This is a genomic window from Euzebyella marina (assembly GCF_003687485.1).
Lineage (GTDB): Bacteria > Bacteroidota > Bacteroidia > Flavobacteriales > Flavobacteriaceae > Euzebyella > Euzebyella marina.
This window is the reverse complement of the sequence record NZ_CP032050.1, coordinates 1-26,565: the sequence shown is the minus strand read 5'-3', so window position 1 is coordinate 26,565 and position 26,565 is coordinate 1. Positions and strand designations below refer to the sequence as shown.

The window sequence follows — 26,565 nt, the reverse complement described above, 5'->3', positions numbered from 1 at the left end:
CATATCTTCAGTATTAGATAGGTCGACTAAGACTAAATCGGCTATGAAAGACCCTTTGGTGCTATGATCAATAAACGTTTACTGGTAAAGAACCTGCTAGCACATAATGATGAGAATAGTTTTTACGATAAGAAGCGTTTTATCGCCATAGGTCAGAAAGAGGGTAAGGCCAAGTTTTTAAAACATGTTTGCGCCTTGGCGAACAGTAACCCTACCAACAATTCGTATATCGTTATCGGTGTTGAAGATGAGGATAACAAGATTGTAGGGGTCGATTTTTTCGATGACAGCAAGATTCAGAACTTGGTAAATGCCTATCTGCAAAATCCTCCTTTGATTTCCTATGAAAATATACCTTTTCCGCACCTTCCCGAAGGTAAGGTAGTGGGGCTAGTGACCATCAAATCGGCGGGTAAGGTCTGTGCACTCCGCAAAAATATCTGGAAGTATTACGGGGGGATGGTTTTCTTTAGGGAAGGCAGTATTAGCATGCCCAAAGCCTTCGATGTGGTCTTGAAAGATATTAATTCGCATGCCGTAGCTACTATAGAGCAGCATGCCAGAAATAATATTGAACTTACCTTAGATGGAGTTATTGATTTCATCAACTTTAGGCACAAAGACCTTGAAAGCGATTACAAGGTTTTTAAAGAGCAATTTGTGGTCTGTTGGGCAGGCCATAAGAAAAAGGTAAAGGGGCAGACTTATTTTTCTAGGGTTGACATTGAACTAATCAACGAACAAGTAAAATTGTTTTATTCGGCTTTAGATGAAATTACCATTAACTATGATGACCATTCTTTTGCTACCATTGAATATGTTCAATTGGGCCTTGGTCAGAAGCAAGGTTACTACCCTTTGGAGAAAATGGTCATCACCTTCAATGATAACGGCACTTATCATATAAAAAGTGATTTGTTGTTCGACCCCCCGCAGTATGATAAAAAGACACTTTATCACATTTATAACACGAACAATTCACTTTTGAGAAAGTTGGAGAGTCAAATAAGCTTGAACAAACCCGAGACCGAAGATTTAAAGCAATTGCCCGACACCTATTTGATTTGTTTTTTGAACGGATTTGAAGAAGCCCGTGAACGAATGGAAGAGGCGCGACCTATTCTGAAAAAACATGACCGACAGGTTTATGAGTCTTTAAAGGAGTCTCTTAGAATATTAAGAAAAGTAAAATACAGTTAAGCTTCTGATTTTTCTTTTAATTGTTCCAATGTGGGCAATGAGGGAATCGCACCATAATTGGTGGTAGTGATGGCCCCTGCAATATTTGCCTTTTTAACCATCTTAAGCAATAGTTCGTCGTCCTTCAAAATAGCGGTAGGGTGGGCGAGTGAAGATATTTGGTATAAAAGACAGCCGATAAACGCATCCCCAGCCCCAGTGGTGTCAACAGGGTTTACAGTTATACTTGGTACTATTGTCTTGATGTTGGCGGTACTGACCAATGTGCCTTTTCCGCCTAAGGTTACCGTTATTATTTGTGCTCCTTTCTTGTGTAAAACATCGCAGGCTTTTTCAATATCGTCTTCCCCAGAGAGCAATTGGGCTTCCTCCAGACTAAATTTGCATAAGTGCGATTTTTCGATGAAGGTTGTACATTTTTTTATGAAGGTCTCTTCTTCTTCCTTCCAGAGATCGCCCCTGAAATTTGGATCAAAGCTGATAAAGGCGTCCTGGGTAAGGGCGTCAAAAAAGTAGCGTCCGTAAGCTTCCTCCAAATCGCCACCTAACAAAGCAGTGGCGGCGCCTAAATGAACCATGTGCCCATTGAAACCTTTCTTTATTCCCGAATCATACTTTAGCTTTTTATCCGCCCCGCGACTGAAAACAAAGTCTCGCTCACCGTTTTCTGCCAATGAGACAAAAGCTAAGGTCGTAAAATGTTTTGACCGTTGGGCCAATGAAATATCTACATGACTTTTCTCAAGAACATTAAGAAGAAAAGTGCCGAACGGGTCAAAGCCTACGCACCCGACAAACCTGCTGTCGCCACCTAATTTCGCAATGGCACAGGCAACATTTGCTGGGGCACCACCGGGTTTTTTGGTGAATTCATCTGCTTTAGAGAGGTCGCTGCCCTGCTTTTCCGCGACAAAATCAATTAACAGTTCGCCAATGCAATAGACGGTTTTCATAAAAGAAGTTTGATGTTCTAAGGTAATTACAAATGTAGGTTTGTACCAAAAAATAAGACATTTTTCCTTTTTGATAGGCCTTCTGGTGAAGTCTCTTTGACCGCATGTTGTAAATCGTTACCTTTTTAAAAAAATAAAACAGGTCTAGAAATGGATATATTCAATGAGATAAAGAAGAAGTTAAGCCATGAATTCATCGATATCATCGAGTGGCTCGATTCTTCCAATGACACCATCGTTCATCGATTTGAGCGCTACCAAAATGAAATAAAAAATAACGCCAAGTTAATTGTTAGAGAGGGACAAACGGCGGTATTTGTCAACGAAGGCCAATTGGCCGATGTTTTTACGCCGGGCACCTATACTCTTAACACGAAAAACTTGCCGATTCTGACCACTCTAAAAGGGTGGAAATATGGTTTTGATAGCCCATTCAAAGCGGAAGTCTATTTTGTAAATACGAGATTGTTTACAGATGAGAAATGGGGAACTAAAAGTCCGTTTATGCTTAGTGACAATCGCTTTGGGTTAGTCGAAATACGTGCTTATGGCACATATTCGTTTAGAATTAGCGACCCCGGCAAGTTCGTTGTCAATGTGGTGGGTACCGATGGTAATTTTACCAGTTATGAGGTCAATGAACATTTGAAAAGTCTAATTGTAACCCGATTCACCGACACCGTAGGTGAGGCCAATTTGCCGATCGAGCTGTATGCCGCCAATACCACCGAGCTTTCCGATACCTGTCAAGAGGTAATGAAACCCGAATTTGATAGAGTGGGTATTGAATTGGAAAAGTTCTACATTGAAAATGTCTCAATGCCAGAAGAGCTGAAAAAAGAAATATTTGAATATAGTAGGCTCGATAAACTCGATATGGTCAAACTGTCTCAATTCAAAGCTGCCAAAGCTATGGAGGCCGCGGCCAAAAATGAAGGTGGTACTGCCGGCGCCGGCATGGGTATGGGAATGGGCTTTGCGCTTGCACAACAGATGGGTAATTTAATGAATGCTCCATCGAACCAAACAGCTCCACCGCCAAGTGCTCAGAGTGCTGTTCCTCCTCCAATTCCGGGCCAAGTGTTATACTATTATGTGGTAAACAGCCAACAAAACGGGCCGGTATCGATTGAAAAGTTAAGGGAGTTGTTCGCCAGTAGAACTATAAACAAAGATTCATTGGTCTGGAAACAAGGAATGCAGAATTGGCAACCTTTAAAAGATGTCGAAGAACTGAAATCGTTTTTGGGCGGCAATACTCCCCCACCGTTACCAACTGCCTAAATCAGTAATTACTTAAACACGAGCCCATTGACATTAGACGATTCTCAGAAGTCTGAACATAAAAAAGCATGTGCGAATTGTGGGGCCGAACTAAAGTTCAAGCCAGGATCTGACCAGCTGAAATGTGAATATTGCGGTTATGAAGAATTTATTGAGCAAACAAAGAGCAGTTTTGAAGAGCTAGAGCTGAAACATTACCTCGAAGTGGTGGGTGAAAATGCTTATTCGCATACCATCAACTTGCTTCACTGCAAAAATTGTGGGGCTAATCAACATGTAGAAGAGAACTACAAATCACTGCAATGTGTGTATTGTGGAGAACCTTTAATAAAGGAAGACGAAGAGCAAGAGGGTTGGATCTTGCCCGGAGCGCTCGTTCCTTTTCAACTTGACAGTAAATCGGCAAAGGCCATCTTCAAAAAGTGGGTCAACCAATTATGGTTTGCACCCAACAAGCTGAAAAGGGCAGCACTCGACCCAGAGGGCCTACATGGCCTGTACTTACCTTTTTGGACATTCGACGCGAACCTATTTGCCGAATATCAAGGGCAAAGAGGTGACTATTATTACGAAACCAAACGTGTAAGGACAAAAAACGGAACCAGAACCCAACAGGTACGAAAAACCAGATGGTCTAATGCGTCAGGTTCCGTTAATGGTTTTGTTGATGATATTCTCATTAATGCTTCTCAGAGTAAAAGAAATGATATTCCAACTAAAATTGCGTTTTGGGACATGAAAGCGCTAGTGCCCTTTAACTCTAAATACCTTTCAGGTTTCGTAACCGAGAAGTACACCGTTTCTTTAAAAGATGGGCATCACCTCTCTTTTCAAAAGGCGAAGGAAATTGCCCATTCATGGATCCGAAGGGATATTGGCGGTGACACCCAACGTATACATCACGCAAATATTAAGTTGGCAGACGAAACGTTCAAGCATGTTTTGCTTCCCGTGTATATCAGTTCATATCGATATGATGGAAAGGATTTTCAATTCTTTATCAATGGTCAGTCTGGAACCCTAAGCGGCTCAAGACCTTACTCTTTTTGGAAAATTTTCTTTTTGGTGCTGTTTGTTCTTGCCATCATCGCCATAATTGCGACTTTTGCAAAATGAGAACATTGGTTATAGGCGATATTCACTCGGGATTAAAGGGTTTGAAGCAGTTATTGAAAAGGGCTTCGGTTACAGAAAAAGACCAGCTAATATTTTTAGGAGACTATGTAGACGGTTGGAGCACTGCCGTTGAAACTGTTTCTTTTCTTATCGAATTGAAAAAGACCCATAATTGTATATTTATACGTGGCAACCATGATGTTCTTTGTCAAGATTGGCTGTTGCATAAAAAAGACAATCCCCTGTGGTTGCAACATGGGGGCAGGGCCACGTTGAGTTCTTATGATGCGGCCGACCCCGCTCTTATTGCCGATCACCTGAACTTTTATGAAAATTTGCGTAATTACTATTTAGATAAGAAAAACAGGTTGTTCTTGCATGCAGGGTTCACTAATTTAAAAGGTATTGATTACGAGTATTTTGAGCAGACTTTCTATTGGGACCGTACTTTATGGGAGCTAGCTTGTTCATTGAATCCGGAATTGAGACCTGATGATGTCAGGTACCCGAAAAGGCTTACCAATTATAAGGAGATTTTTATTGGCCATACGCCCATAACAAAAACGGGTGTTGCGAAACCCACAAGGGCCGCTAATGTCTGGAATATCGATACAGGTGCAGCCTTTAGAGGGCCTTTATCGATGCTCGATGTCGACACCAAAGAGGTTTGGCAAAGTGAGCCGGTTCAAGACCTTTATCCAAATGAGCAAGGAAGAAATTGAAAATAGCTTCCTTAATTCTGTAATTTGACTATTTTAAACGAACTTTGTAAAAAAGGAAAAGATGCCCGAAAAGAATATAAGATTAGAGGTAATGAAGGCTATCGAGCCACAGGTTGAAGGGTTTATGGAATCTTTTCTTCTTCCCGTGGATAAGATTTGGCAGCCAAGTGATTTTTTGCCCGATTCGGAAAATGACAATTTTTTGGAAGCAGTAAGAGAACTGCGTGGAGAGTCTAAAGAACTCGGGTATGACTTCTGGGTTACTATGGTGGCCGACACCATTACCGAAGAGGCATTGCCGACCTACGAATCTTGGTTGATGGATGTTGAAGGTATCGACCAACATGGTGATAATAAGAGAACAGGTTGGGCCAAATGGGTTAGGGCATGGACGGCGGAAGAGAATCGCCATGGTGATGTATTGAATAAATACCTTTATCTATCGGGCAGGGTGAATATGCGCGAGATAGAGATTACCACTCAGCACCTGATATCAGATGGTTTTGATATCGGTACCGATAGAGATCCCTATAAAAACTTTGTATATACTTCTTTTCAAGAATTGGCTACCAATATTTCTCATAAAAGGGTGGGTCAAATGGCACGAAAAAAGGGCAATGCTCTTTTAGGTAAAATGTGTACGATTATTGCCGGTGACGAGATGAGACATCACCTTGCTTACAGGGAGTTTGTTAAGACTATTTTTGGCGAAGACCCATCAGGTATGATGTTGGCCTTTGCCGATATGATGAAGAAGAAAATAGTCATGCCGGCCCACTTTCTAAAGGAGTCCGGTGGTGCTATCGGTGAAGCGTTTGAAAACTTTTCTAACTGTGCCCAACGCCTAGGTGTATATACCGCACAAGATTACGTTGATATTTTAAGAAAGCTTAATTCTTACTGGGAACTGGAAAGTGTGCGTGGCTTGAATGATGAAGCAGAAAAGGCAAGGGATTATCTGATAAAATTACCGGCTAGATTAGAGCGTATCGCCGAGCGAATGAAGTTTCCTGAAGACCAATACAAATTTAAATGGGTCGAGGCTAACGGAATGATTTAGACCTATGATAACAACAAAAAAGGGAGGCTTAGTTTAAGCCTCCCTTTTTTGTTTATAGTCGCCCATGGTCATGTTCATCTTGCCATTTGGCCAATTCTACCCATTTACCTTCATAACACATTTTAGCTTGCATGGGCCAAGAAGAAGGATCATGAATTCTGTATCTCTCGCCTCCAGTTGCCAGCACTTCTTTGCAACTGGCCACTGATGTTTCTGAAAGTGCTTTCCAAGTGGCGATACCGGCAGTCTGAAAAAGACCTGCAATTTTAGGTCCGATTCCCTCAATCACCTTTAAGTCGTTATTTTGAATGGTTTTGCCGAACACGGCTTTTGCGTTATCGGCATTAAAAGGAATTAATACAGGAAGTTCAGGAATATCATCTGAGGTATCTACGAAAGAAGTAGTGTCGTCTATTGCCGGGGCGCTGGCAATTTTTTGGGTACAGGCATCTAATTCAGCTTGCAGTTTGATATTTCTATCCTTAAACATTTGTAACTCTGCAACATTATTGACCGCTTTTATACTTCTCTTACCAAGACAATAACCTAAGAAGGCACATAAAATACCGAACAGAATAAAAATGAGCCAATACCAAATACTTATGTTTTCGAAATTCATACGGCTAAATTGATTTGAGGTTCTTTATTTAATGGACAGGTCGATTGTAAACAAATAGATGGTGGGAAGTAAGGAATTGAAAGCCTAAAAATTGAATTTTTGATTTTTTTATAAACTTGAGATTTTCTCTTTAGGTATGGCACGCTACTCTTGAATCTATTAATGATAGAGCCATAGGTTATTACCCAAAAGGTGATGACTATATCTAACGAAAGAATGGTCGTTTTAGTCATGTCTAGAAATTGATAGTTGTACTATACAATGTATTAAAAAAAACTAAAAGCGTGTTAATGTTGAATGATTTATTGGAATAATAAGTAGGCAAATTATTACTTAAGCCTTTGCGATTTTTTTAGAACATAGAATTTGCATGCGATAAAATGCTCATTTTACCGTGTAGTTAAGATTAAATGTGATTAGAAAATGACACTTAATGTATCTAAAAGTACATTGATACAGAATTAATGACCATTTATACAAAATTGATGGTCTTGCCTGTCTACCTTAAGTATATTTAGCCCACTTTATGAACCTGGTGAAATGAAATCCGAAATTTTAAAATGGGTCACTTTTGTCTGTATGGTAGTTGTCTTGGGATTACAAGAGCTGCTAAAGGGAAGTTGGAAAGTGCCCCAAGCTGAACGGATTAGTGATGTAGAGTGAGAAAATGAGGTTCTAGTAATTGTTCTGTATAGATACGGTACAATATATTGTTTGAGTTAGTTTAGTTTAAAAGCCCGTTACATTGATTCTTGTCTGTTCGGGGGAAGGGCAAGGAAGAAAATTGACGGGTTTTTCCATTATAGGTCAAACTTGATACCCTGCGCCAAAGGCAGTTCAGTAGTGTAATTAATGGTATTGGTTTGCCTTCTCATATAAACCTTCCAAGCATCGGAACCACTCTCTCTTCCGCCTCCGGTCTCTTTTTCTCCGCCAAATGCCCCACCAATTTCTGCACCTGAAGTTCCAATATTAACATTAGCAATACCGCAATCGCTTCCGGCGGCCGAAAGAAACCTTTCCGCCTCGCGTAAATTATTAGTCATAATTGCCGAAGAAAGACCTTGGGCTACGTTATTCTGAATGTCAATGGCCTTATCTACTTCCCCACTATATTTTAAAAGATAAAGAACGGGGGCAAAAGTTTCTTCTTGAACGATTTTGAACTCCGGTTCTGCCTCTGCAATCGCCGGTTTTACGTAGCAACCGCTCTCATAACCATCTCCTGATAGTACATCGCCATGAACTAGAATTTTACCACCTTCCTTTACCACATTTTGTAAGGCCCTTAGATAACTTTCAACTGCATCTGAATCTATTAGGGGACCTACATGGTTATTTTCATCCAAGGGATTTCCAATACGCAATTGTGCATAGGCATCAACCAGGGCTTTTTTAACCTTGTCATAAATTGATTCATGAATAATCAATCTTCGCGTTGAAGTACAGCGCTGACCTGCAGTGCCCACCGCACCGAAGACTGCACCGATGACGGTCATTTTTATATCGGCATCAGGGGTTACTATAATCGCATTGTTTCCACCTAATTCAAGCAATGATTTTCCTAATCGAGCTCCTACGGCCTGTGCAACAATTTTGCCCATTCTAATCGACCCGGTAGCGGAGATAAGAGGCACTCTAGTATCAGTAGTAAGCATTTCGCCCACTCGATAGTCACCATTGATCAAACAACTGATGCCTTCGGGAAGACCATTTTTCTTAAACACATCGGCAGCAATCTTTTGGCAGGCTATGGCACATAGAGGCGTTTTTTCCGAGGGTTTCCAAATACAGACATCGCCACAGACCCAAGCTAGGGCCGTATTCCACGCCCATACGGCTACGGGGAAATTAAATGCCGATATAATACCGACCACTCCCAACGGATGGTACTGCTCGTACATACGGTGGCCCGGCCTCTCGGAATGCATGGTAAGACCGTGTAATTGACGTGATAAGCCTACAGCAAAATCACATATGTCTATCATCTCTTGCACTTCTCCTAAGCCTTCTTGTAGACTTTTACCCATTTCGTATGAAACAAGCTTGCCCAGTGGTTGCTTTAATTCTCTTAGTTTGTTGCCAAACTGCCTTACAATTTCGCCACGTTGCGGTGCTGGCGTATTTCGCCACTCTTTAAAGGCATTTAAAGAGGTGCTTACAGTTTTTTCATAGTCATCTGAAGTAGCTGTGCTTACCTTGGCAATTATCGCCCCATCTACAGGGCTTTTCGATATGATTTCTTCACCCGATCCAAAACAGTCTGAACCGGTAGATACGCCAAAGTTGGTGCTTTCGATATTTAAATCTTTTAAAACATCATTAATAGCAAATTGAGGAGCAGTAGAAATCATAATTTAACTTTTTAAGTACAAATTGTTATATATCAAATATACTTCATTGTTCTTGACAATCCATGCAAACCGGATAATGATAAGAGCTTTTTAACTTTCAATACTACGTGAACAGAATAAGCAAAATGGCTACTAACGCAGGGGCGGCCTGAACAAAGAAAATCTTTTTATCAGCGGTTAAGGCGCCATAAATACCAGCAATACTTACACATGAAAGAAAAAAGAGGGCAACATTCCATTTCCAATCGATGTCTGTGATAAAAAATGTCCATATAAGGCCGGCGGCTAAAAATCCATTGTAGAGACCTTGATTGGCGGCCAATGGTTTGGTGGGTTCGAACAACTCAGCCGGAAACTTTTTAAATATCTTCCTTCCTTTTGTGGTCCAAGCGAACATTTCGAACCACATAAAGTATAGATGTAAGAGGGCGACAAGGCCAATCAATAGCGACACAATCATTATTAAATATAATTAAAAAAGCATCGCCAATGACACTTAATTATTCACTTTGGTTCATGAAAATAAGGTCGAATTGGGTCCCGTTTTCAGCTGATTCGTAGTTCAGTTGAGCCGAAATCTGTCTGCAAAGGGCACGTATGATTTCAAAACCGATGCCCTCTGCTTTATCTAAATCAAAATTTTCAGGAAGCCCCTTACCGTTGTCTTTGATACAAAGTAAAACCGATTCATCATCTAAACGGGTAACATCTATTTTAAGCTCGTTATACTTGGTATTATCAGGATAGGCATGTTTCACCGCATTGGTGACCAGCTCAGAAATGATCAATGCCAAAGGTACTGCACGGTCGAGGTCTACCGTAATCAAGGGGCAATCGATTTTATACGTGAAAAAGGGAGAGATTTTCTTTTGATATTCCATCAGGTCGATAAGGTAATCGTTAAGGTTGACCGCCTTTGAATCTTTATCTTGATAAATTTTCTGATGTGTAAGCGCAATGGCCGATATTCTGGCCTGACTATCAGAAAGTGCCGTAATCGCTTCTTTGCTCGAAAGCCTTCTTTTCTGCATGTTCATAAGGCTTGAGGTTATTTGAAGATTGTTTTTGACTCGGTGATGAATTTCGCGCAACAGATTTTCTTTCAATTTGTTCGAGGCCTCCAGTTCGCTGGTTCTCAGTATTACCCTTGCCTCTAATCTGTCATTATGTTCATCGCTTACCTTAATGGCGTAAATAAGAAGGCCTGTTGTCAGCAAGCCTAAGATCAAGACCAAGTATGATTCTAATACATGTGGAAAATTATAATGTTTGCTTTTCGGAGAGAACTCAATATTCCAAACCCGGTTGCCTGCCTTTATATGTTTAAACGTGCTCTCGTTTGTTCGATTCTCTAAAGAAAGAGGTTCTCGATTGGTATAAAGAAGATTGTCTTGCGCCAAAGAGTCTGTAATTGCCAAGTCGATGATGGCCAATTCATTCTTTAGGGTACGTCTTAAGAAAATATCCATCCGATAAATTGCGGCTACAACACCTTTTACTTCAGCCGTTTCCGAATTAAAAACTGATTTTAGGGCCAAAAAGCCCCGAAACCCATTGTTTTTGAGTACCAATTCTATGGGCGCGCTTAGAACTGTTTTCTTTGACTCAATAGCTTGGTCAATAGCTTCTTTTCTAATTTCTTCGGAATAATTGTCAAAACCAACGGCATCTTTAAGTGGCTCTAGCGGATTTATTAATGCGATGGGAAAATGTACCTTTCGCGATTGGGCGGTAATAAAATTTCCTGATGAATCGGTTTGGGTGATTTTAGGCACTTCCAAATCCTCAGAATTTGCTTCGCTTTCCAAAATACGAGGGGCCCACTCTAAGGCGCCGATACTTCGCAATTCACTTAAATAAGGACTCGTAAACCGTTCAAAAAGCTCTTGGGGCACGTCATCATGGTTTTCGAAAAAGAAGCCCATCGACTCCATTACCAGCGTAATTTTGTTCAATTCGTCATCTATTTTGATCAAAGCCCTAGAAATGGCATTATCTACCAAATCTTTTTGATTGCTTATATATCGATTGTTAATCGAAAAGAAAACAAATAACGAAATAGACGCCCCTATTAAAAGAACGGAAAAGTATTTGAAGATTTGAAACCTTGACATAGAATTACTTGGGGGTTTTAAAGTACTTTTTCTGAATGTCTAGGTTATCTACGAATAAAGACATTGTTTGGCCGATAAACACTTATTCGTCTGCAACAAATCGACTGTCTACTGGCATAACGGTGCCACAATTATCACATGTTCTAAGTTCTTCCGAGCTATAGAAGTGTTTAAAATGACCTAAGAAATCTTTCTCAATATCGTTTAATGTGAAATAGGCCTCGTACAATTTATGGTTGCAATTGTCGCAGAACCATAAAAGACCGTCGTCAACATTCATATCCGCTCTTTTTCGTTCAACGACCAGACCAATGCTTCCTTCTTTTCTTACTGGAGAATGCGGAATTTTTGCTGGGTGAAGATACATGTCGCCAGGCCCCAACTTCATAGTTTTCTTTCTACCTTCGTCTTGAATGTGAACTTCGATATTTCCCTCTAACTGAAAAAAGAGTTCTTCGGTTTCATTGTAATGGTAGTCTTTGCGGGCATTGGGCCCTGCAACTATCATGACTATGTAGTCACCGGCATCTTTGTATAAGTTCTTGTTGCCAACTGGTGGCTTTAAAGAGTCTCGGTTTTCATCGATCCACTTTGAAAGGTTAAAGGGGGGTTGTACCGCCATATTTGTAATACTAAAGGTTAATAATTTGGTAACTACCACCTAAACGTACTACAACTTTGCGAAAGTTCAACGCACGGTTAATTAAAAATGATAAATACCTTTAGGTTTCAAAGGTATAAAATGTATGCCACTAGTTCATACGCATAGTTTTCTAGGGTCGCACCGTACGTTTATCGGAAGAAGATTTGTGTATAGAACAAATTGCCCTCTTCATTTCTTTTTACACTTACAGCGGTATGGGTAAACTCTCCTTCCATAGTCTTTTTATGACTGGAACTGGTCAACCAGCCTGAGAATGCTTCCGAAGCGTTTAGGTAATCTTTAGCAACATTTTCAGCCACAAACTCTGCATCAACCTCAGTTGATATCGTAGAAGCGCGTTTACTGAAATTATCATGGTTTAAAGATCCGACTGTCATCATGTAATCGGTGTGCTCATTGGCCAAAAGATAGGCTACCGAGCTGAATTCTAAAGAGTTTTGGCCTAAAGAGAGCCTGTGTTGATTAACAACTTCAAGTAATTCTTGTTCTATTTCCGGAATGTTCTCGGCCTCAACAATATTTGCTGTTTCCATTGACTCCTTTGTGCAAGACGCCAATGTGCATACAAATAAAACGAGGGCAAAATAATGCCTTGTCATTTTCATATAGTGTTCTATTTGTAAGTAGGTATGTTCTCTAAGGTAGGTCTGAGAAATGGGGTGTTCTCGTGTTCTCAAAAAATCGATAGGGGAATATCGATAAGCGAATATCGAAAATTTAGTCGTCGGTAGAGATAAAAAGTCTTCCTTTTCGATGAATTGCAGCCATATGTTAAACGGCTGTAGGTTTTAGCCTATTAAAAACTATCTATTTTCATTTTTTCAATGTGCCACTGGAAATTACTAGGCGGTCTAATAGCCACTAATATATTTAGAGTATTTAGGCATTGCTTTTTTTAGGATGATAGCCAGAGCCATGCTTACCCCCACTAATAAGAACCAAGCCAAAAAGTAAGTTGCCCAAGGGTAATCACTAGTATAATTAAATATTCGCTTGAATTGAAACAAACCCTGTAGCACATAACCGTGTATAAAGTATATAGCAAAACTGGTAGAGGCCAAAAGAACGAGCAACTTATTGTTGAAAGATTCAAAACGATGTAGAAAAACCATAAAGAAAATACAGAGAAAAGTCTTTTGTAATAGAACTAGGTCAAGGCCATCATAATCGAACATCGGTTTTTGATAGTTGTCGTAGCGGCCGATGAACGCTTGAAAAGCTGCTATACCTAATGCTAAGAGTAAGAGATATAATTCCTTTTTAAGAAATATATAATACACCCTCTCTTTGTAAAGTGAGCAGAGAATACCCATTAAATAGGTTGGTGTAAAATAAACAAGAGACTGAAATACGTTTAGTTCGTCTACCGGTCTATGAACGAACAAGGCGATTAAAAATAATATGCCGAAAACCGAAAACTGAAGTTTGATCGGCCAGTTGATAAATCTTATATGTAGCGGATACATTAAAAACAAACACATTGCAAAAGGTATGTACCAGTAGGCTACCAAGTGGGCTCCCGTAACATAATATAAGCAAATAGGAATCACATAATTATTTAAGAAAGTATCCTCTTGCAAAGGAAAGTAGGTATTCCAAAAATCGGGTTCTGTGCTTAATTTCAGCAGTATCGGAACTATTGATAATACTGTATAAGGAATCAATAACCTCTTTATCTTATTTGGTAAGAAAGTAGTCGTTCTATCTTTTAAAACGAAAATGTGATGAAATAAAAAGCCAGAAATGAAAATAAAATGAAAGGTGCTTCCGGCCGTTAAGTTCGCAAAGAGTGCTTCGCTGAAAGAGTCAACTTTCACGTCGGCTATCGAATAGCAATGCGCCGAAACAATCAGCAATATGGCGATGCCACGATAAGTGTTGAGCGAATTTAAGAACATAAATTGGGGGAAGTTTTTGGTGTCAGATTACAATTTCTGGATTGTCTTCTTGAGGACTGATTTGATATTTGGGCGCGCGAAGTACTTTGGCAAATATAAAGGCACCTATCTTTTTTATGGGTTCATATAGAACCGATTGTTCGACCTTTTCGTTTTTTTCCATTCCCGCTGTTTCGTTGACCCTTTCAAAAAATATGATCAGCGCACCCAATATAACGGCGATTTTAACCACACCGAAAATTCCGCCTGCAATACGGTTCAGCCACCCTAACATTGCAAATGCGGCGATTTTAGTTAATAGTCGGGCAGCAAGATGTACGACAAAAACAATGGCCAAAAACGTTATGACAAATGCAGTAATGTTGATGTAACGTTCTTCCCATTTCATGTTCTCCGATAGATAATCTCCGGCATAATATGAAAAGTGAATAGCACCATAAATGCCTGCAACTAGGGCAACAATAGACGCAAGTTCTATAAAAAGTCCGTTTTTAACTCCCTTATAAAGACCCCAAAGAAGTAGCAGACCGAATATAATGTCTAGAAAGCCCATGAGCACTGAATTTTCACAAAAATAGTGTTTTGATTTGTACCTTTGCACCTCATTATCGCAATAGCAACGAGGGCTTTTGCCCTTACTAAGAGAAGTCTATTATGTCGAGAGATATTAGGTTAAAAGAAAGGTGGGATGTGCTGGTAGAGAAATTATCGTCGCAATTTTCAGATGGAGACGCTCTTGAGCTAGATGCGATTATTTACTTGGTAGGTCTGCAAGAGTTGGGTCAATACCACCGTAAATTCAAAAAGGACGCCAAACTTGATTTGATGCATATTGCCATCTGTCGGCTGCTTGAGCCCTATGGTTACTATGAGTTCGATTTTTTTGACGAAGAGGGTTGGCCACATTATAAGGTGAAAGAAGAATTGCCCCTACTGAAATCCGGTGAGCAATCAGTTCTCATGAAAGAGGCGTTGGTAGACTACTTTATAGAGAAAGAGTATATCACCTAACTACAAACTATTTCGATTCGGATGAAAGAAGGTACTTATTACGCGGTCATCTTTACTTCATTAAAAAAGCCCGATGATGAAGGTTATGCAGAAATGGCCCAAAAGATGGTCGATTTGGCAAGAGAACAGCCAGGTTTTTTAGATGTTGAAAGCGCTAGAGACGAAATAGGAATCACGGTTAGTTATTGGAAAGATTTAGAATCAATCGCGGCTTGGAAAGTCAACCTTGATCACCAAAAGGCTCAAGCAAGGGGAATTAAAGACTGGTACCAATGGTATCGCGTTAGAATCTGCAGGGTAGAGCGCGAATACAGCCGATAGTACGTTTTATATTGTTGTATCTAAATTTGTCCTCATTGTCGTCTTTGTGAATTTTTCGTTACCAAGCCGTACTGCTATACTTTGTACTTTGAATTGCATGGTTTAAACTCTATATTTAACCATAATCAGGGTCGGTTATATGCTTTTCCAAAGCTTATCTCTTATTTCAGGTTTCCTTCGAGAAGAAATAACCGGTACAACTTACTCAACTTATACATGAAATATATTATCTCACTTGACCAAGGAACCACGAGTTCTAGGGCTTTACTTGTCGATGAAACTGGCCAAATCAAAGGAATGGTCCAAAAAGAGTTCAAACAGATTTTTCCGAAATCGGGCTGGGTAGAACATGATCCCATTGAAATTTGGGATACCCAAATGGCCGTATTAGAGCAATTGGTGGATGAAGAAAAAGTAGACCCCAAAGATATTGCTGCCATTGGTATTACCAACCAAAGGGAAACTACCATGGTCTGGGATAAGACTACCGGCGAGCCTGTTTACAATGCCATAGTCTGGCAAGACAAGAGAACGGCCGATATTTGCGAACACTTGAAGAATACCGGTTTGACCGAGCATGTAAAGAAAACTACTGGGCTCGTTATTGATTCCTATTTTTCTGGTACGAAGGTCAAATGGATCCTTGACAATGTTGAAGGTGCCAAAAAGAAAGCTGAGAATGGCGATTTGCTAATGGGTACCGTTGACACTTGGCTGGTTTGGAATATGACCGGAAGAGAAAAGCATGTGACGGATTATACCAATGCATCTCGAACCATGATATATGATATCGTTGAGTTAAAGTGGGATGATAAACTTTTAAAAGCTTTGGGCATCCCCAAGTTGATGTTGCCCGAAGTAATGCCTTCAGCACATCATTTTGGTGATTATGACCTTAAAGGAACAAAAATACCGATAGCCGGTATTGCGGGTGATCAGCAAGCCGCTTTGTTTGGCCAAGCTTGTTTTAAAAAAGGAACGGCAAAGAACACTTATGGTACCGGTTGTTTTATGCTTATGAATACTGGGGAAAAGCCCCAATTTTCAAAAAATGGCTTATTGACAACCATTGCCTACGGTTTAGATGGTAAGGTGAACTATGCACTTGAGGGAAGTATTTTTATTGCTGGTGCCGCCATTCAGTGGTTGCGCGACGGACTCGAACTTATTAAAGATGCCAAGGAAACCGAACCTTTGGCTGAGAGTGTGGAAGAAGAAAACCCCGTTTATGTAGTGCCGGCCTTTGCAGGTCTTGGTGCCCCCTATTGGGATATGTATGCCAGAGGAGCCATTTTTGGACTCACCAGAGATACCGGAAAGGCACACTTGGCAAAAGCCACTTTGGAATCGTTGGCCTACCAGACCAAAGATATTTTAAAGGCGATGGAAGACGATTCGGGCATACAACTAAAAAATCTTCGTGTAGATGGGGGTGCCTGTGCAAACAATTATCTAATGCAATTTCAAGCCGATATTTTAGATTCGGAGGTTCACAGACCTGAGGTTATAGAATCGACAGCCATGGGTGCCGCTTTTTTGGCAGGTATACAAGTTGGGTTATGGAAACAGGACGATGTGGATCAAAATAGACCTATGAACCGAATTTTTAAGCCTAATTTTGATCGGGTAAAAAGAAAGAGACTTTATAAAAAATGGCAAAAGGCCGTTGAACGAACCAAAGGTTGGGAAGAGCAATAAACACCAAGCGTACTTCATGAAGAACATCAAGTTTTCAAATCTAGATAGGTCAAGAACCGCAGAAAAAATATCAAAAGAAAAATATGACCTCGTCGTAATAGGTGGTGGAATCACAGGTGCGGGCATCGCTTTGGATGCTTCTTCACGCGGACTCAAAGTGGCGCTTGTTGAAAAGGGAGATTTTGCTTCGGGTACCAGTAGTAAATCAACGAAATTGATTCACGGGGGTTTGCGCTATCTTAAGCAATTCGATTTTTGGTTGGTCAAAGAGGTGGGTTCCGAGAGAGCTATAGTTCATAAGTTGGCGCCACACCTGGTTATACCTGAAAAGATGTTGCTTCCTTTGATAGAAAATGGCTCGTACGGTAAATGGCTTACTTCGATTGGGCTTAAAGTCTATGATATACTGGCCGAAGTTTCAGGTGATGATAAGCGAAAGATGCTAGAGAAAAAAGAGGCGCTTAAGCTAGAGCCTTTACTTCCCAAAAAGATTTTAAAAGGAGCCGGTTATTATGCAGAGTATCGTACCGATGATGCCCGATTGACCATCGAGAACATAAAAACAAGCCTGCTTTTTGGTGCTAGGGCCATCAATTACACGGCTGTAGAAGATTTCGTTTATAAAAAAGACAAGGTGGCCGGGGTCAAAGTGAAAGACGTTATAAACGGCAAAACATACGATATAAAATCGAAATATGTTATCAGCGCGGCGGGGCCTTGGGTAGATGAACTTAGAAGCAAGAATAATTCTAAGAAGGGCAAGCAGCTCCATTTGACGAAAGGTGTTCACTTGGTGTTTCCACATGAAAAACTGCCAGTAAAACAATCGGTGTATTTTGATATTCCCGATGGGCGAATGATGTTTGCCATACCTCGCGGCAAAATCACCTATATAGGTACTACCGATACCAATTATAATAAGGATAAAGACAATGTACGCACCGATTTGGCCGATGCTATTTATTTAATTTCCGCGGTGAACAATATGTTTCCAAAAATCAATCTTGAAATGGAAGATATTATTTCTTCTTGGGCAGGGTTACGTCCTTTGATTCATGAAGAAGGTAAATCGGCATCTGAGTTATCAAGAAAAGATGAAATCTTTACATCCGATACCGGACTTATCAGTATAGCGGGAGGTAAACTTACCGGCTATCGCAAAATGGCCGAGCGAGTAGTAAATCGCATCGCCAAAAAAATGGAAGAGGAGCACGACACGCAGTTGAAAGAATGTTTTACTGATAAAATTGCTTTGTGCGGCAATACCGATTTCAAGAAATACAAACATGTAAAGAAGTATATCAAAGAGGTTTTTGAACGTATTGAAAAAAAGGGGTTCAGTGAGCATGATGCTTGGTTTTTGGTCACCAATTACGGCAAGCAGACAGAAAAAATCTTAGAATATTATAAAGAGCAGAAAGATGACAACCCCCAATTGGGTATGGCCAAGGCGGAATTACGGTTCTGCATCGAATATGAGATGGTTCAGAACCCAATGGATTTCTTTATAAGACGAACGGGGCGTTTGTATTTTGATATCGATAGTGTTCGGAATCTTTTGGAGCCTATTTTAGAAGAATTCAAAAAATACTTCGATATCAATGACGGTAAAATCTCTTTATGGCGAGATACGATGTTAAGTGAATTAGAAGATCATTCTAACTTTTCATTGGAGCGGTCCTAATTAAATCAATCCAACTTATCGGTCAATGCCAAAAAGACCTTTTTAGCATTTTTACCCTCATAAAGTACCTTATAAACTGCATTGATAATGGGGGTCTTTACCTTTTTTTCAAATTTGCCCTTCAGTTCATAAGCGCTTTTGGCCGCATAGTAGCCTTCGGCTACCATGTTCATTTCCATTTGGGCACTTTTAACGGTATAGCCTTTACCAATCATATTTCCGAACATACGGTTACGACTAAAAGTGGAATACCCTGTAACGAGTAAATCGCCTAAGTAGGCAGAATCGTTAATATTACGGTCGATTTTATGAATGCTTTTGGTATAGCGTTTCATTTCACGAATCGCATTGCTCATAAGTACGCTCTGAAAATTATCTCCGTAACCCAACCCGTGTGCAATACCGGCGGCAATGGCATAGATATTCTTAAGCATGGCGGCATACTCGGTGCCTATGATGTCTTTGGTCACCTTTGTTTTAATATAGCTACTGCTCAGGTTTTTGGCTACGAACTTCGCCTTTGAAGTATCGGCACAGGCAATAGTAAGGTAAGATAGACGCTCCATGGCTACCTCTTCAGCATGGCAAGGACCCGTGATAACACCTATGTTCTTAAAAGGAATGTCATAGGTTTCATGAAAATGTTCGCCAACAATCAATCCCGTCTCCGGTACGATACCCTTTATAGCGGAAAACACTATTTTCTCTTTTATAGAACTGGTTAGTTTTTGAAGTTCGGTATGTAAAAAGGCCGAAGGAATGGCAAAAATTAAAATGTCAGCTTTTGAGACGGCCTCATTGATATCGTCAGTTAGGTGCAATTTTTCTGTGTTGAAAGTGACCGAGGTAAGATAATTGGGGTTGTGTTTTTGAATTTTAATGAATCCAATAGCATCGGTATTTCTCATGTACCATACCACCTCTTCTTGATTGTCGCAGAGCATTTTAACAATGGCCGTTGCCCAACTTCCCCCGCCCAATACGGCAAATTTCAAAGCTTTGTTCATTTAATCTTAGGCTAAAATCATGTTTGTTTTTCCTGAAACAAAACTAGTGAAATAAAAAATCGCATCCTTATTCTTTGATTATCAAAAAGTTAAAAGTTTTGGCACGGTGGTTGTTTTTAATCTGTTGAATTCTAATGCTATGAATATGAAAACAAAACTATTTACGCTACTAATGTTTGGCCTGTTGGCCACCTCTTGTTATACAGAGGTTATAGTTGAAGACGATTATATACAAGAGCCTTCTGTAAATGCTGAAGCGGTATTGGGATCATATGACCTTTGGTACGTAGATATCAATGCAACTCAAGGTAATGGTGAGATACCCTTTTTGCAAAGAGCGTTCACGGTGTCCTTTATCAATGGTAAGCTAATTGCCAATAACAATATTGTGGGTATTGGTAGAACAGGAGATGGATTGGGGGTCGATGTAGGTTACTATAATGGGAGTAATAGTTCTATTGAGGTTAACCACGATTTAGACGGCCATTATATTTTAGATGTATTTGTCATCGATGGTAATACGGTGGAAATATATGATGGCTATACCGATACTTCTTACTTTCTAGATGGTTACCAATTGAACAATTTTGATTTTGACTTCGTCTTTTACGATAACCTCAATTATTTTTTGCAGGAGTATGATGCTTGGGAAAAAGTATACACCAGCGAAAGAGGTACTCTTAATGATTTCGACAATGAGAATTTCTTAAACTTCGAACCTGAATTTTTTAGGTCTTCGATTGATGAGCCCGGAACGGCCATTAATAGGTTACAATGGGATTTTGAAGGCGAATATCAGGTGTATGACATACAAAACGATGAAATGCTCAAAACTTTAACACTGGCCTACCATTCATCGAGCAATGATTACTTTGAACTATACGTTATTAATGATAGTACTATCGAACTGTATCATCCTTCTAGCAGAACGGTCTATAAGTTTAGAGGAAGGGGATACAGGCAATACTTGAAATCAAGCACAGGTAGTACCGATAAAAAAAGAATTAAAACTTCTAATCCTTTAATGAAGGTCGAAAGAAGTAGAGATAGTAAATAAGATTTTTTTGGTTGGTTATTTAGTTAGAGACCGCTCCATTTCACTTGATTTGGGGCGGTTTTGTTTTAGTGCGATGATTTTACCTGTTCCAAAATCTCCGAGTCGATAGTTTGTTTGTCCGATGAATGCAATACCGAGATATCTCCGGTAGTTTCGAAAACTACAGCTTTCACTTCTGAAAGTTGCAAGACGTTGGCTTCTCGTAGTTTTGCCATAAGGTCAGATTTGCTGACCAAACATTTTTTAAGGTTATTTTCTATAATCTCGCCATCTTTCATAAGAAGTACGGGAGAATTGGTGGCGATGTTTTCCAAAGCCTGCGAAGAACTGACCAGTTTGGCAAAAAGCACCTGAAGGCATGCTAGAATTGCCAGGGCAACCACTGCGCTCATGAAACTTTTTGAAGGTTGGTTGACCGCATTCGCCAATATTGAGCCCATGGCTATAGTGATGGCAAAGTCAAAACTGCTCATTTTGGCGAAGGTTCGTTTGCCGGCCAATCGGGTTATAAAAATGATATACATATAGATCAAGATACCGGCAAGAGCGATTTTTAAGATGGTAGAGAGAGTTATTGAAAACATAGTTCTTGATTTTTCATTGACATGTTTAAAACATAAACTATTTACTTTTTTCAATAAACGGTAGAAGATAAATTACTGTCTCTAAAGATTATAACCGCATTTTCATTCTCTTTTTAAAATCTGATGGGTTTTCGCCCGTTATTTTTTTAAAGGTTCGGTTGAAATATGAAAGACTTTCAAAACCGCACTCAAAACAAGTCTCGCTCACGTTTTTGCCAATTAATAATAAACGTTTGGCCTGACTTATACGGTATTGGTTCAAGAAGTTGATAAATGTACTGTTGGTAGCCTTTTTGAAATATCGGCAGAAGGCAGGTTTGCTCAGATTGCAAATATCGGCGACCTCACCTATCGAGATATGGTCTTGGTAATGCTTATCGACAAAAGCATAAATTTCCCTAATTCGAGATTGCTCTTTACTGCTATAGGTGTTGATATATGGTTTTTTGTGTAGAACCTCGAACTCGTTACTGCCAGAAAGTTGCTTCAATATATTCAAGACTTGCATAAAGAAATCGTAGGGGTGCAACTGATAGAGTTGCCTCATCAATGCACCTATTTCTGTTTTGGTCTTTCCGTGAAAGGCTATACCGTACTTTGCCAAGTCCATAAGGCGGTTGAGGTTCTTCAATTCTGGAAGTGGGGCTATAAAACTATCTTTGAATGAAGGTTTTATATGCAACACTTCCTTGCGATATTCTGTTTTAACCCCGTAATCAAAGTTTAAATGCGGAATGCCAGAACCGATGAGAACCAAATCACTTTCGGTATAAGTTGAAATATGGTTGCCGACGTGTCTGGTGGCAGTGGCCCCTTCTATATAGACCAATTCATATTCCGGATGAAAATGCCAATAGAACAAATGATTGAGCTTAGGGTCGTGCAGCAAACGAAAAGGGCTGTCCGACTCAGGTTTTATGGTCTCTAATTGAACTTTCAAAGTTTACTCTAGATTAAAACACTTCATAAAGGTTTCACTAAATTATTAGTATTTCATCTATAAATCATCATAAATATCAATATTGTTCAAATCTATATCAATATCAAGGTAGTTTTCCATTTTCTTGTAGAGTAGTTTTATCTCTAGAAATTCTAAATATAGGCGTCATGAAAAACATTGATGAAAAGCTTGAAATGGCCAACAAGGCACACCAAGAGATACCCGGTAATCCTTCCACGGCAACCACGAGTAAAGTAAAATTAAACGACCGCTCTAATGGTCAACCATTGAGAGTGCTGAGCGAAGAGGATTGGCGATTTTGGATTGAGAACGGTTATATAGTTGTCAAGAATGCCATATCGAAGGAGCAGGCTCAGGCCACGGCAGATTTTATTTGGGAATTTGATGAAAAAGACCCCAACAATCCTGAAACGTGGTATCAAGCACCCCGTGCAGAAATGAAAATGAAAGAACTGACCGGTACTGGTATGGTAGAGGTATATAATCATCAGCACTTATGGAATAACCGGCAAACCAAACGGGTCTACGATGCCTTTGTCGATATATGGGGAACGGAGCATCTATGGGTAACCATTGATAGGGCCAATTTGAATTTTCCTCTACCGGAAGGGGTTAAGAAAAAAGGATTTATCCATTGGGACTATGACCCGGAAACAAGACCTCAAAACGTTCAGGGCGTATTGGCGCTAGCCGATCAGACCGATGAAAATATGGGTGGTTTTCAGTGCATACCATGGCTTTATCGCAATTATGATAGTTGGAAGCTGACGCAGCCCGAAGACCGCGACCACTTTCAACCTGATATTACCGGTTTAGAAGATGAATTGGTCAAAGTGAAAATGGAAGCAGGTGACCTCTTGATATTCAATAGTACCCAACCTCATGGCATACGGCCTAACAATTCGAAGAACAAGGTTAGAATTGCACAATATATTTCAATGATGCCCGCAGAAGAAGACAATGTTGAAATGAAAAATTGGCGGGTCAACTCATGGAAAAATAGAATTGCACCAGAAGGTTATGCCTTTCCTGGGGATCCAAGAAATTGGGAACAGACCAAATATGAAACGGCCGAACTAAGTGAATTAGGACAAAAACTGTTAGGTCTAAGAAGCTGGTAGACAATTTGTTCTGTTGAGGTGATATTGTATAATTGATAGCTATAACTAGGTCAATAGCTTATTTTGGTCTATTTTTGCACGCTCAAAACCGACCATGAAGAAGTATTTCAACCTTTTCGATTTTAAGCAAAAAGTAGATTATAAGACCGAAATCCTTTCAGGACTCACGGTGGCGCTTGCATTGGTGCCTGAGGCAATTGCTTTTGCCTTGATACCAGGCTTTTCACCGCTAACAGGTTTGTATGCGGCCTTTGTTCTTTGTTTTATAACCTCCATTCTTGGGGGTAGACCAGGTATGATTTCCGGAGCAACAGGAGCAGTGGCAGTAATTTTCGTAGGCCTGATTCTTGAATTAAAACGAACTTTTCCTGAAATCGGTCCGGAAGGTATACTTCAATATACATTCGCTACCGTCATTATTGCAGGTATTTTGCAAATTCTGGCCGGTGTTCTACGTTTGGGAAAATTTATTCGCTTGGTTCCCCATCCGGTGATGTTCGGGTTCGTAAACGGGTTGGCCATAATTATTTTCATGGCTCAGTTTCCGAACTTTTATCAAAAAGGTACGGATCAATTGTTGGAAGGATCATCATTTTATATGATGTTGGGGCTTACATTGTTGACGATGCTGATCATTTGGGGTTTTCCAAAGCTGACAAAGGCCATACCCTCCTCTTTATTGGCTATTTTGGTGGTGTCTGCGATTGTAATAGGCTTTGGAATCGATACCGTTACCGTGGCCGATACGATGTCTGAAGGCGAGAGTATTAGTGGTGGGTTTCCTCCGCTTTCCATCCCTCAAATTCCTTTTACGCTGGAGACTCTGAAAATTATATTTCCTTATGCTGCTATAGTGGCTGGGGTCGGACTTATTGAAAGTTTGCTTACCCTGAACATTGTTGATGAAATTACTGAAACACGGGGTAGGAGCAACAAAGAGTGCGTGGCCCAAGGTACGGCCAATATATTCTCGGGCTTCCTTTCCGGTATGGGAGGTTGTGCCATGATAGGTCAAAGTTTGATCAATACTTCTTCCGGGGCGAGGGCAAGGTTGTCGGGCATAACTGCAGCCGTTATGCTTTTGGTCTTCATAATGTTCGGTTCAAGTTTAATTGAACGTTTACCAATGGCGGCTTTAGTGGGCCTGATGTTTATGGTGGCTATCGGTACTTTTGAATGGGCCAGTTTTAAGACTTTCGGTAAAATGCCAAAATCAGATGTGGTAGTCATGGTTCTGGTAACACTTATTACGGCAATTACCCACAATTTGGCCGTAGCCGTATTATTAGGGGTCATCATTTCTGCATTGGCTTATTCTTGGGAAAATGCCAAGAGAATTAGAGCACGCAAGCGTGTAGATGAGAATGGAGTAAAACATTACGAAATTTACGGACCGCTATTTTTTGGTTCCACAACCTTGTTTTCAGAGAAATTTGATGTGCTTAACGACCCCGATGAGGTCATAATCGATTTTAAGGAAAGCCGGGTGGCCGATATGTCTGGTATAGAAGCTTTGAATAAAATTACCGAGCGCTATGCCAAGGTGGGAAAAAAAGTACATTTAAGGCACCTAAGTAAAGATTGTGTGAGGTTGTTGAAGAATGCAGAAGATATTATCGATGTAAATGTATTGGAAGACCCTACCTACAAGGTAGTTTCCGACCAAATAGGCAATTAAGTGCCAAAGTCGATTTTATCTTTCATTATCCTCTTCTTTTTTTGAATCGGTATATCCGCCTGCCCATCCTATCCAATACCTTAATGATATGTATGAGCGTTTTCTATTGAGAATTCTCTCGGGTAAATTATGCTCATTGAGCAGTAGTAGATCTTCTTTCATGTCGCCTAGATTAATTGATGAATGTCTTTGTTTATATAGACGAAGACCTATCTAAGCAATTGATAAAATTTTGTTAAAAAACAAATACCTCATATTGGGCAAAAAAAAACCGGGCTTCATTTGAAGCCCGGTTTTGGTATAAGATAAAATCCTCTTAGAAGGTTCTTAGGTATTCGGCTACCGCCCTTACCTCGTCTTCAGATAGATTTTGATTGAGCATTATAGCATTGTTGTACTCTTTCAACAAAGCTTTAGCAATCGGGTCTTCTTTCAACATTTTATCAGGACCACTGATCATGTTCATTACCCAAGCTGGGTTTCTTCTTTCATAAACACCTTTTAAGGCGGGGCCTATCATTCGCTGCTCTGCCATATGGCAAGCAGTACAGACAGCGTTGAATTTGGCTTCACCGGCAGCTGCCAACTCAGCATCGATTTCACCGTCAAAAGAGATATCTTTAAACGGGCCGACTCCCTCATTGTCCATATCAACAGGAACACCTTCTGATTGGGCTTCTGTAGTTTTTTCTTCGGTTTTGGTGCGGTTCATTTCAAAACCTTCTTTCTTTTCTTCCTTCTTTTTCTCGCCACAGCCAACTACAAGCGCTCCTAGGGCAAGTACAACAAGTATTTTTTTCATTGGTAACAAAATTTATGGGCACTAATATAGTGATTACCCATCTTTAAAGCCCTTCTTCTATGAACTTTATTGCTCTTTTTTCATTGTGATATCGATTACCATAATCCCAAAAACCTACATGTCCTCCAAATTTTGGTATTTCTAAGTAAATATTCTTGTTGTCTTTGGCCTCTTTTATTGGAAAACACTCAGGTCCAAGAAAAGAGTCGTTCTGGGCATTGATGATCAGGGTAGGTATTTGAACGTTTGGCAAGAATTGCAGGCAACTGCATTTCTCATAATAATGCATTGCATTTTTGAAACCGTGCGCGCGACTTGTATAGATGTCATCAAAATCTTTAAGGTTTTTAATGCGAGCGATATCTTTTTTGGTCAGTCGCTCAGGAAACAGAGGTTCTTTTAAGCGAAGTTTGGCTACCAGATGCTTCTTAAATCGTTGTGAATAGGCAAAATTCTTGGCTTTCAATAGTTCGGTCAGTGAACTAGAAAGGTTACAAGGTACCGATATGCCTATCACGGCTTTAATTTCTTTGGGCAGACTTCGAGGTTCACCAATATATTTCAGTGCCAAATTACCACCTAGGCTTACCCCTTTAATATAGATTTCATCGTATTTTTTGAGCCTCAGAATGTGCTGAACGATTTCTTCCAGATCTT

Annotated in this window: 28 protein-coding genes; 13 read left to right on the top strand and 15 right to left on the bottom strand. The window is 40.0% G+C overall.

The annotated features are described in order from the left end of the window. Positions 1–63 precede the first annotated feature (63 nt). A complete protein-coding gene (locus D1013_RS00135; RefSeq protein ID WP_121846954.1) occupies positions 64–1,200 on the top strand; it encodes an ATP-binding protein in 1,137 nt (378 codons plus the stop codon). Here D1013_RS00135 and D1013_RS00130 read toward each other — a convergent pair. Next, positions 1,197–2,153, bottom strand: a complete 957-nt coding sequence (locus D1013_RS00130; protein WP_121846953.1) for a carbohydrate kinase family protein — start codon at positions 2,151–2,153, stop codon at positions 1,197–1,199. The two genes, D1013_RS00135 and D1013_RS00130, sit on opposite strands and share 4 nt — an antisense overlap. Before the next feature lie 150 nt (positions 2,154–2,303). On the opposite strand from D1013_RS00130, the gene D1013_RS00125 reads away from it, so the two are divergent. From D1013_RS00125 to D1013_RS00110, 4 genes are all read left to right on the top strand, one after another. Beyond that, positions 2,304–3,437: an SPFH domain-containing protein gene (locus D1013_RS00125; RefSeq protein WP_121846952.1), complete on the top strand. Its 1,134-nt coding sequence runs from the start codon at positions 2,304–2,306 to the stop codon at positions 3,435–3,437. Positions 3,438–3,464: 27 nt separating this feature from the next. Next, a complete protein-coding gene (locus D1013_RS00120; protein WP_121846951.1) occupies positions 3,465–4,553 on the top strand; it encodes a TFIIB-type zinc ribbon-containing protein in 1,089 nt (362 codons plus the stop codon). Continuing rightward, positions 4,550–5,275: a metallophosphoesterase family protein gene (locus tag D1013_RS00115; RefSeq protein ID WP_121846950.1), complete on the top strand. Its 726-nt coding sequence runs from the start codon at positions 4,550–4,552 to the stop codon at positions 5,273–5,275. The genes D1013_RS00120 and D1013_RS00115 overlap by 4 nt, the downstream gene beginning before the upstream one ends. A 61-nt stretch (positions 5,276–5,336) precedes the next feature. Beyond that, positions 5,337–6,335 carry an acyl-ACP desaturase gene (locus D1013_RS00110; protein ID WP_121846949.1) on the top strand — a complete coding sequence of 333 codons (999 nt, stop codon included), beginning with the start codon at positions 5,337–5,339 and terminating at the stop codon, positions 6,333–6,335. A 52-nt stretch (positions 6,336–6,387) separates the two neighbouring features. Here D1013_RS00110 and D1013_RS00105 read toward each other — a convergent pair whose 3' ends face one another. Then, positions 6,388–6,954 carry a helix-hairpin-helix domain-containing protein gene (locus D1013_RS00105; protein ID WP_121846948.1) on the bottom strand — a complete coding sequence of 189 codons (567 nt, stop codon included), beginning with the start codon at positions 6,952–6,954 and terminating at the stop codon, positions 6,388–6,390. Between the two features lie 540 nt (positions 6,955–7,494). Between D1013_RS00105 and D1013_RS20570 the strand changes: the two genes are divergently transcribed. Then, complete coding sequence (locus D1013_RS20570) at positions 7,495–7,617, top strand: hypothetical protein (RefSeq protein WP_262688613.1); 123 nt, start codon at positions 7,495–7,497, stop codon at positions 7,615–7,617. 137 nt (positions 7,618–7,754) lie between these two features. On the opposite strand, the gene amaB is transcribed toward D1013_RS20570, so the two are convergent. From amaB to D1013_RS00065, 7 genes are all read right to left on the bottom strand, one after another. After that, positions 7,755–9,308 (bottom strand): L-piperidine-6-carboxylate dehydrogenase, encoded by a 1,554-nt coding sequence (amaB, locus tag D1013_RS00095; RefSeq protein WP_121846946.1) that lies wholly within the window; start codon positions 9,306–9,308, stop codon positions 7,755–7,757. Positions 9,309–9,411: 103 nt separating this feature from the next. Next, positions 9,412–9,768, bottom strand: coding sequence for a DUF1304 domain-containing protein (locus D1013_RS00090; protein ID WP_121846945.1), 357 nt, complete (start codon positions 9,766–9,768; stop codon positions 9,412–9,414). Between the two features lie 40 nt (positions 9,769–9,808). Continuing rightward, positions 9,809–11,422, bottom strand: coding sequence for a CHASE domain-containing protein (locus D1013_RS00085; RefSeq protein WP_121846944.1), 1,614 nt, complete (start codon positions 11,420–11,422; stop codon positions 9,809–9,811). An 82-nt stretch (positions 11,423–11,504) separates the two neighbouring features. Beyond that, positions 11,505–12,044 carry a 3-hydroxyanthranilate 3,4-dioxygenase gene (locus tag D1013_RS00080; protein WP_121846943.1) on the bottom strand — a complete coding sequence of 180 codons (540 nt, stop codon included), beginning with the start codon at positions 12,042–12,044 and terminating at the stop codon, positions 11,505–11,507. Between the two features lie 170 nt (positions 12,045–12,214). Continuing rightward, positions 12,215–12,619 carry a CAP domain-containing protein gene (locus D1013_RS00075; RefSeq protein ID WP_225621387.1) on the bottom strand — a complete coding sequence of 135 codons (405 nt, stop codon included), beginning with the start codon at positions 12,617–12,619 and terminating at the stop codon, positions 12,215–12,217. 318 nt (positions 12,620–12,937) lie between these two features. Continuing rightward, a complete protein-coding gene (locus D1013_RS00070) occupies positions 12,938–13,984 on the bottom strand; it encodes an acyltransferase family protein (RefSeq protein WP_121846941.1) in 1,047 nt (348 codons plus the stop codon). Between the two features lie 22 nt (positions 13,985–14,006). Continuing rightward, positions 14,007–14,537 (bottom strand): CvpA family protein, encoded by a 531-nt coding sequence (locus D1013_RS00065; protein WP_121846940.1) that lies wholly within the window; start codon positions 14,535–14,537, stop codon positions 14,007–14,009. 101 nt (positions 14,538–14,638) lie between these two features. Between D1013_RS00065 and D1013_RS00060 the strand changes: the two genes are divergently transcribed. From D1013_RS00060 to D1013_RS00045, 4 genes are all read left to right on the top strand, one after another. Continuing rightward, complete coding sequence (locus D1013_RS00060) at positions 14,639–14,995, top strand: hypothetical protein (protein ID WP_121846939.1); 357 nt, start codon at positions 14,639–14,641, stop codon at positions 14,993–14,995. 21 nt (positions 14,996–15,016) lie between these two features. Further along, on the top strand, positions 15,017–15,316 hold the full coding sequence (locus D1013_RS00055; protein ID WP_121846938.1) for an antibiotic biosynthesis monooxygenase family protein: 300 nt from the start codon (positions 15,017–15,019) through the stop codon (positions 15,314–15,316). Positions 15,317–15,532: 216 nt separating this feature from the next. Beyond that, entirely contained in the window at positions 15,533–17,014 is a 1,482-nt protein-coding gene (gene glpK, locus D1013_RS00050) for a glycerol kinase GlpK (protein WP_121850532.1), read from the top strand. 16 nt (positions 17,015–17,030) lie between these two features. Further along, positions 17,031–18,698 carry a glycerol-3-phosphate dehydrogenase/oxidase gene (locus tag D1013_RS00045; RefSeq protein ID WP_121850531.1) on the top strand — a complete coding sequence of 556 codons (1,668 nt, stop codon included), beginning with the start codon at positions 17,031–17,033 and terminating at the stop codon, positions 18,696–18,698. 5 nt (positions 18,699–18,703) lie between these two features. Here D1013_RS00045 and D1013_RS00040 read toward each other — a convergent pair whose 3' ends face one another. Further along, entirely contained in the window at positions 18,704–19,705 is a 1,002-nt protein-coding gene (locus D1013_RS00040) for an NAD(P)H-dependent glycerol-3-phosphate dehydrogenase (protein WP_121846937.1), read from the bottom strand. Between the two features lie 145 nt (positions 19,706–19,850). On the opposite strand from D1013_RS00040, the gene D1013_RS00035 reads away from it, so the two are divergent. After that, the gene (locus tag D1013_RS00035; RefSeq protein WP_121850530.1) at positions 19,851–20,762 is read left to right on the top strand and encodes a nicotinic acid mononucleotide adenyltransferase; all 912 of its coding nucleotides are present in this window, start codon (positions 19,851–19,853) and stop codon (positions 20,760–20,762) included. Positions 20,763–20,827: 65 nt separating this feature from the next. Here the strand turns inward: D1013_RS00035 and D1013_RS00030 are convergent, their stop codons facing one another. Continuing rightward, positions 20,828–21,346, bottom strand: coding sequence for a DUF421 domain-containing protein (locus tag D1013_RS00030; protein WP_121846936.1), 519 nt, complete (start codon positions 21,344–21,346; stop codon positions 20,828–20,830). An 88-nt stretch (positions 21,347–21,434) separates the two neighbouring features. Then, a complete protein-coding gene (locus D1013_RS00025) occupies positions 21,435–22,286 on the bottom strand; it encodes an AraC family transcriptional regulator (RefSeq protein WP_121846935.1) in 852 nt (283 codons plus the stop codon). A gap of 167 nt (positions 22,287–22,453) precedes the next feature. Between D1013_RS00025 and D1013_RS00020 the strand changes: the two genes are divergently transcribed. Next, positions 22,454–23,428: a phytanoyl-CoA dioxygenase family protein gene (locus D1013_RS00020; protein ID WP_121846934.1), complete on the top strand. Its 975-nt coding sequence runs from the start codon at positions 22,454–22,456 to the stop codon at positions 23,426–23,428. A gap of 94 nt (positions 23,429–23,522) precedes the next feature. Continuing rightward, complete coding sequence (locus D1013_RS00015; RefSeq protein ID WP_121846933.1) at positions 23,523–25,106, top strand: SulP family inorganic anion transporter; 1,584 nt, start codon at positions 23,523–23,525, stop codon at positions 25,104–25,106. 15 nt (positions 25,107–25,121) lie between these two features. Here the strand turns inward: D1013_RS00015 and D1013_RS20235 are convergent, their stop codons facing one another. From D1013_RS20235 to D1013_RS00005, 3 genes are all read right to left on the bottom strand, one after another. Beyond that, positions 25,122–25,268 carry a hypothetical protein gene (locus D1013_RS20235; protein ID WP_162987764.1) on the bottom strand — a complete coding sequence of 49 codons (147 nt, stop codon included), beginning with the start codon at positions 25,266–25,268 and terminating at the stop codon, positions 25,122–25,124. Positions 25,269–25,422: 154 nt separating this feature from the next. After that, positions 25,423–25,908 carry a c-type cytochrome gene (locus tag D1013_RS00010; RefSeq protein ID WP_121846932.1) on the bottom strand — a complete coding sequence of 162 codons (486 nt, stop codon included), beginning with the start codon at positions 25,906–25,908 and terminating at the stop codon, positions 25,423–25,425. A 43-nt stretch (positions 25,909–25,951) separates the two neighbouring features. After that, complete coding sequence (locus D1013_RS00005) at positions 25,952–26,551, bottom strand: YheT family hydrolase (protein WP_394343386.1); 600 nt, start codon at positions 26,549–26,551, stop codon at positions 25,952–25,954. Positions 26,552–26,565: the final 14 nt, after the last annotated feature.

Bases quoted from the DNA above. Each gene is read 5' to 3' on its own strand.
- D1013_RS00015 (WP_121846933.1), top strand. From the start codon at position 23,523: ATGAAGAAGTATTTCAACCTTTTCGATTTTAAGCAAAAAGTAGATTAT.
- D1013_RS00115 (WP_121846950.1), top strand. From the start codon at position 4,550: ATGAGAACATTGGTTATAGGCGATATTCACTCGGGATTAAAGGGTTTG.
- D1013_RS20570 (WP_262688613.1), top strand. From the start codon at position 7,495: ATGAAATCCGAAATTTTAAAATGGGTCACTTTTGTCTGTATGGTAGTT.
- D1013_RS00075 (WP_225621387.1), bottom strand. From the start codon at position 12,619: ATGGAAACAGCAAATATTGTTGAGGCCGAGAACATTCCGGAAATAGAA.
- D1013_RS00045 (WP_121850531.1), top strand. From the start codon at position 17,031: ATGAAGAACATCAAGTTTTCAAATCTAGATAGGTCAAGAACCGCAGAA.
- D1013_RS20235 (WP_162987764.1), bottom strand. From the start codon at position 25,268: ATGAAAGAAGATCTACTACTGCTCAATGAGCATAATTTACCCGAGAGA.
- D1013_RS00010 (WP_121846932.1), bottom strand. From the start codon at position 25,908: ATGAAAAAAATACTTGTTGTACTTGCCCTAGGAGCGCTTGTAGTTGGC.
- D1013_RS00065 (WP_121846940.1), bottom strand. From the start codon at position 14,537: ATGGGCTTTCTAGACATTATATTCGGTCTGCTACTTCTTTGGGGTCTT.
- D1013_RS00085 (WP_121846944.1), bottom strand. From the start codon at position 11,422: ATGTCAAGGTTTCAAATCTTCAAATACTTTTCCGTTCTTTTAATAGGG.
- D1013_RS00040 (WP_121846937.1), bottom strand. From the start codon at position 19,705: ATGAACAAAGCTTTGAAATTTGCCGTATTGGGCGGGGGAAGTTGGGCA.
- D1013_RS00060 (WP_121846939.1), top strand. From the start codon at position 14,639: ATGTCGAGAGATATTAGGTTAAAAGAAAGGTGGGATGTGCTGGTAGAG.
- D1013_RS00055 (WP_121846938.1), top strand. From the start codon at position 15,017: ATGAAAGAAGGTACTTATTACGCGGTCATCTTTACTTCATTAAAAAAG.
- amaB (WP_121846946.1), bottom strand. From the start codon at position 9,308: ATGATTTCTACTGCTCCTCAATTTGCTATTAATGATGTTTTAAAAGAT.
- D1013_RS00130 (WP_121846953.1), bottom strand. From the start codon at position 2,153: ATGAAAACCGTCTATTGCATTGGCGAACTGTTAATTGATTTTGTCGCG.
- D1013_RS00080 (WP_121846943.1), bottom strand. From the start codon at position 12,044: ATGGCGGTACAACCCCCCTTTAACCTTTCAAAGTGGATCGATGAAAAC.
- D1013_RS00110 (WP_121846949.1), top strand. From the start codon at position 5,337: ATGCCCGAAAAGAATATAAGATTAGAGGTAATGAAGGCTATCGAGCCA.
- D1013_RS00020 (WP_121846934.1), top strand. From the start codon at position 22,454: ATGAAAAACATTGATGAAAAGCTTGAAATGGCCAACAAGGCACACCAA.
- D1013_RS00035 (WP_121850530.1), top strand. From the start codon at position 19,851: ATGAAAACAAAACTATTTACGCTACTAATGTTTGGCCTGTTGGCCACC.
- D1013_RS00125 (WP_121846952.1), top strand. From the start codon at position 2,304: ATGGATATATTCAATGAGATAAAGAAGAAGTTAAGCCATGAATTCATC.
- D1013_RS00090 (WP_121846945.1), bottom strand. From the start codon at position 9,768: ATGATTGTGTCGCTATTGATTGGCCTTGTCGCCCTCTTACATCTATAC.
- D1013_RS00070 (WP_121846941.1), bottom strand. From the start codon at position 13,984: ATGTTCTTAAATTCGCTCAACACTTATCGTGGCATCGCCATATTGCTG.
- D1013_RS00105 (WP_121846948.1), bottom strand. From the start codon at position 6,954: ATGAATTTCGAAAACATAAGTATTTGGTATTGGCTCATTTTTATTCTG.
- D1013_RS00030 (WP_121846936.1), bottom strand. From the start codon at position 21,346: ATGTTTTCAATAACTCTCTCTACCATCTTAAAAATCGCTCTTGCCGGT.
- glpK (WP_121850532.1), top strand. From the start codon at position 15,533: ATGAAATATATTATCTCACTTGACCAAGGAACCACGAGTTCTAGGGCT.
- D1013_RS00135 (WP_121846954.1), top strand. From the start codon at position 64: ATGATCAATAAACGTTTACTGGTAAAGAACCTGCTAGCACATAATGAT.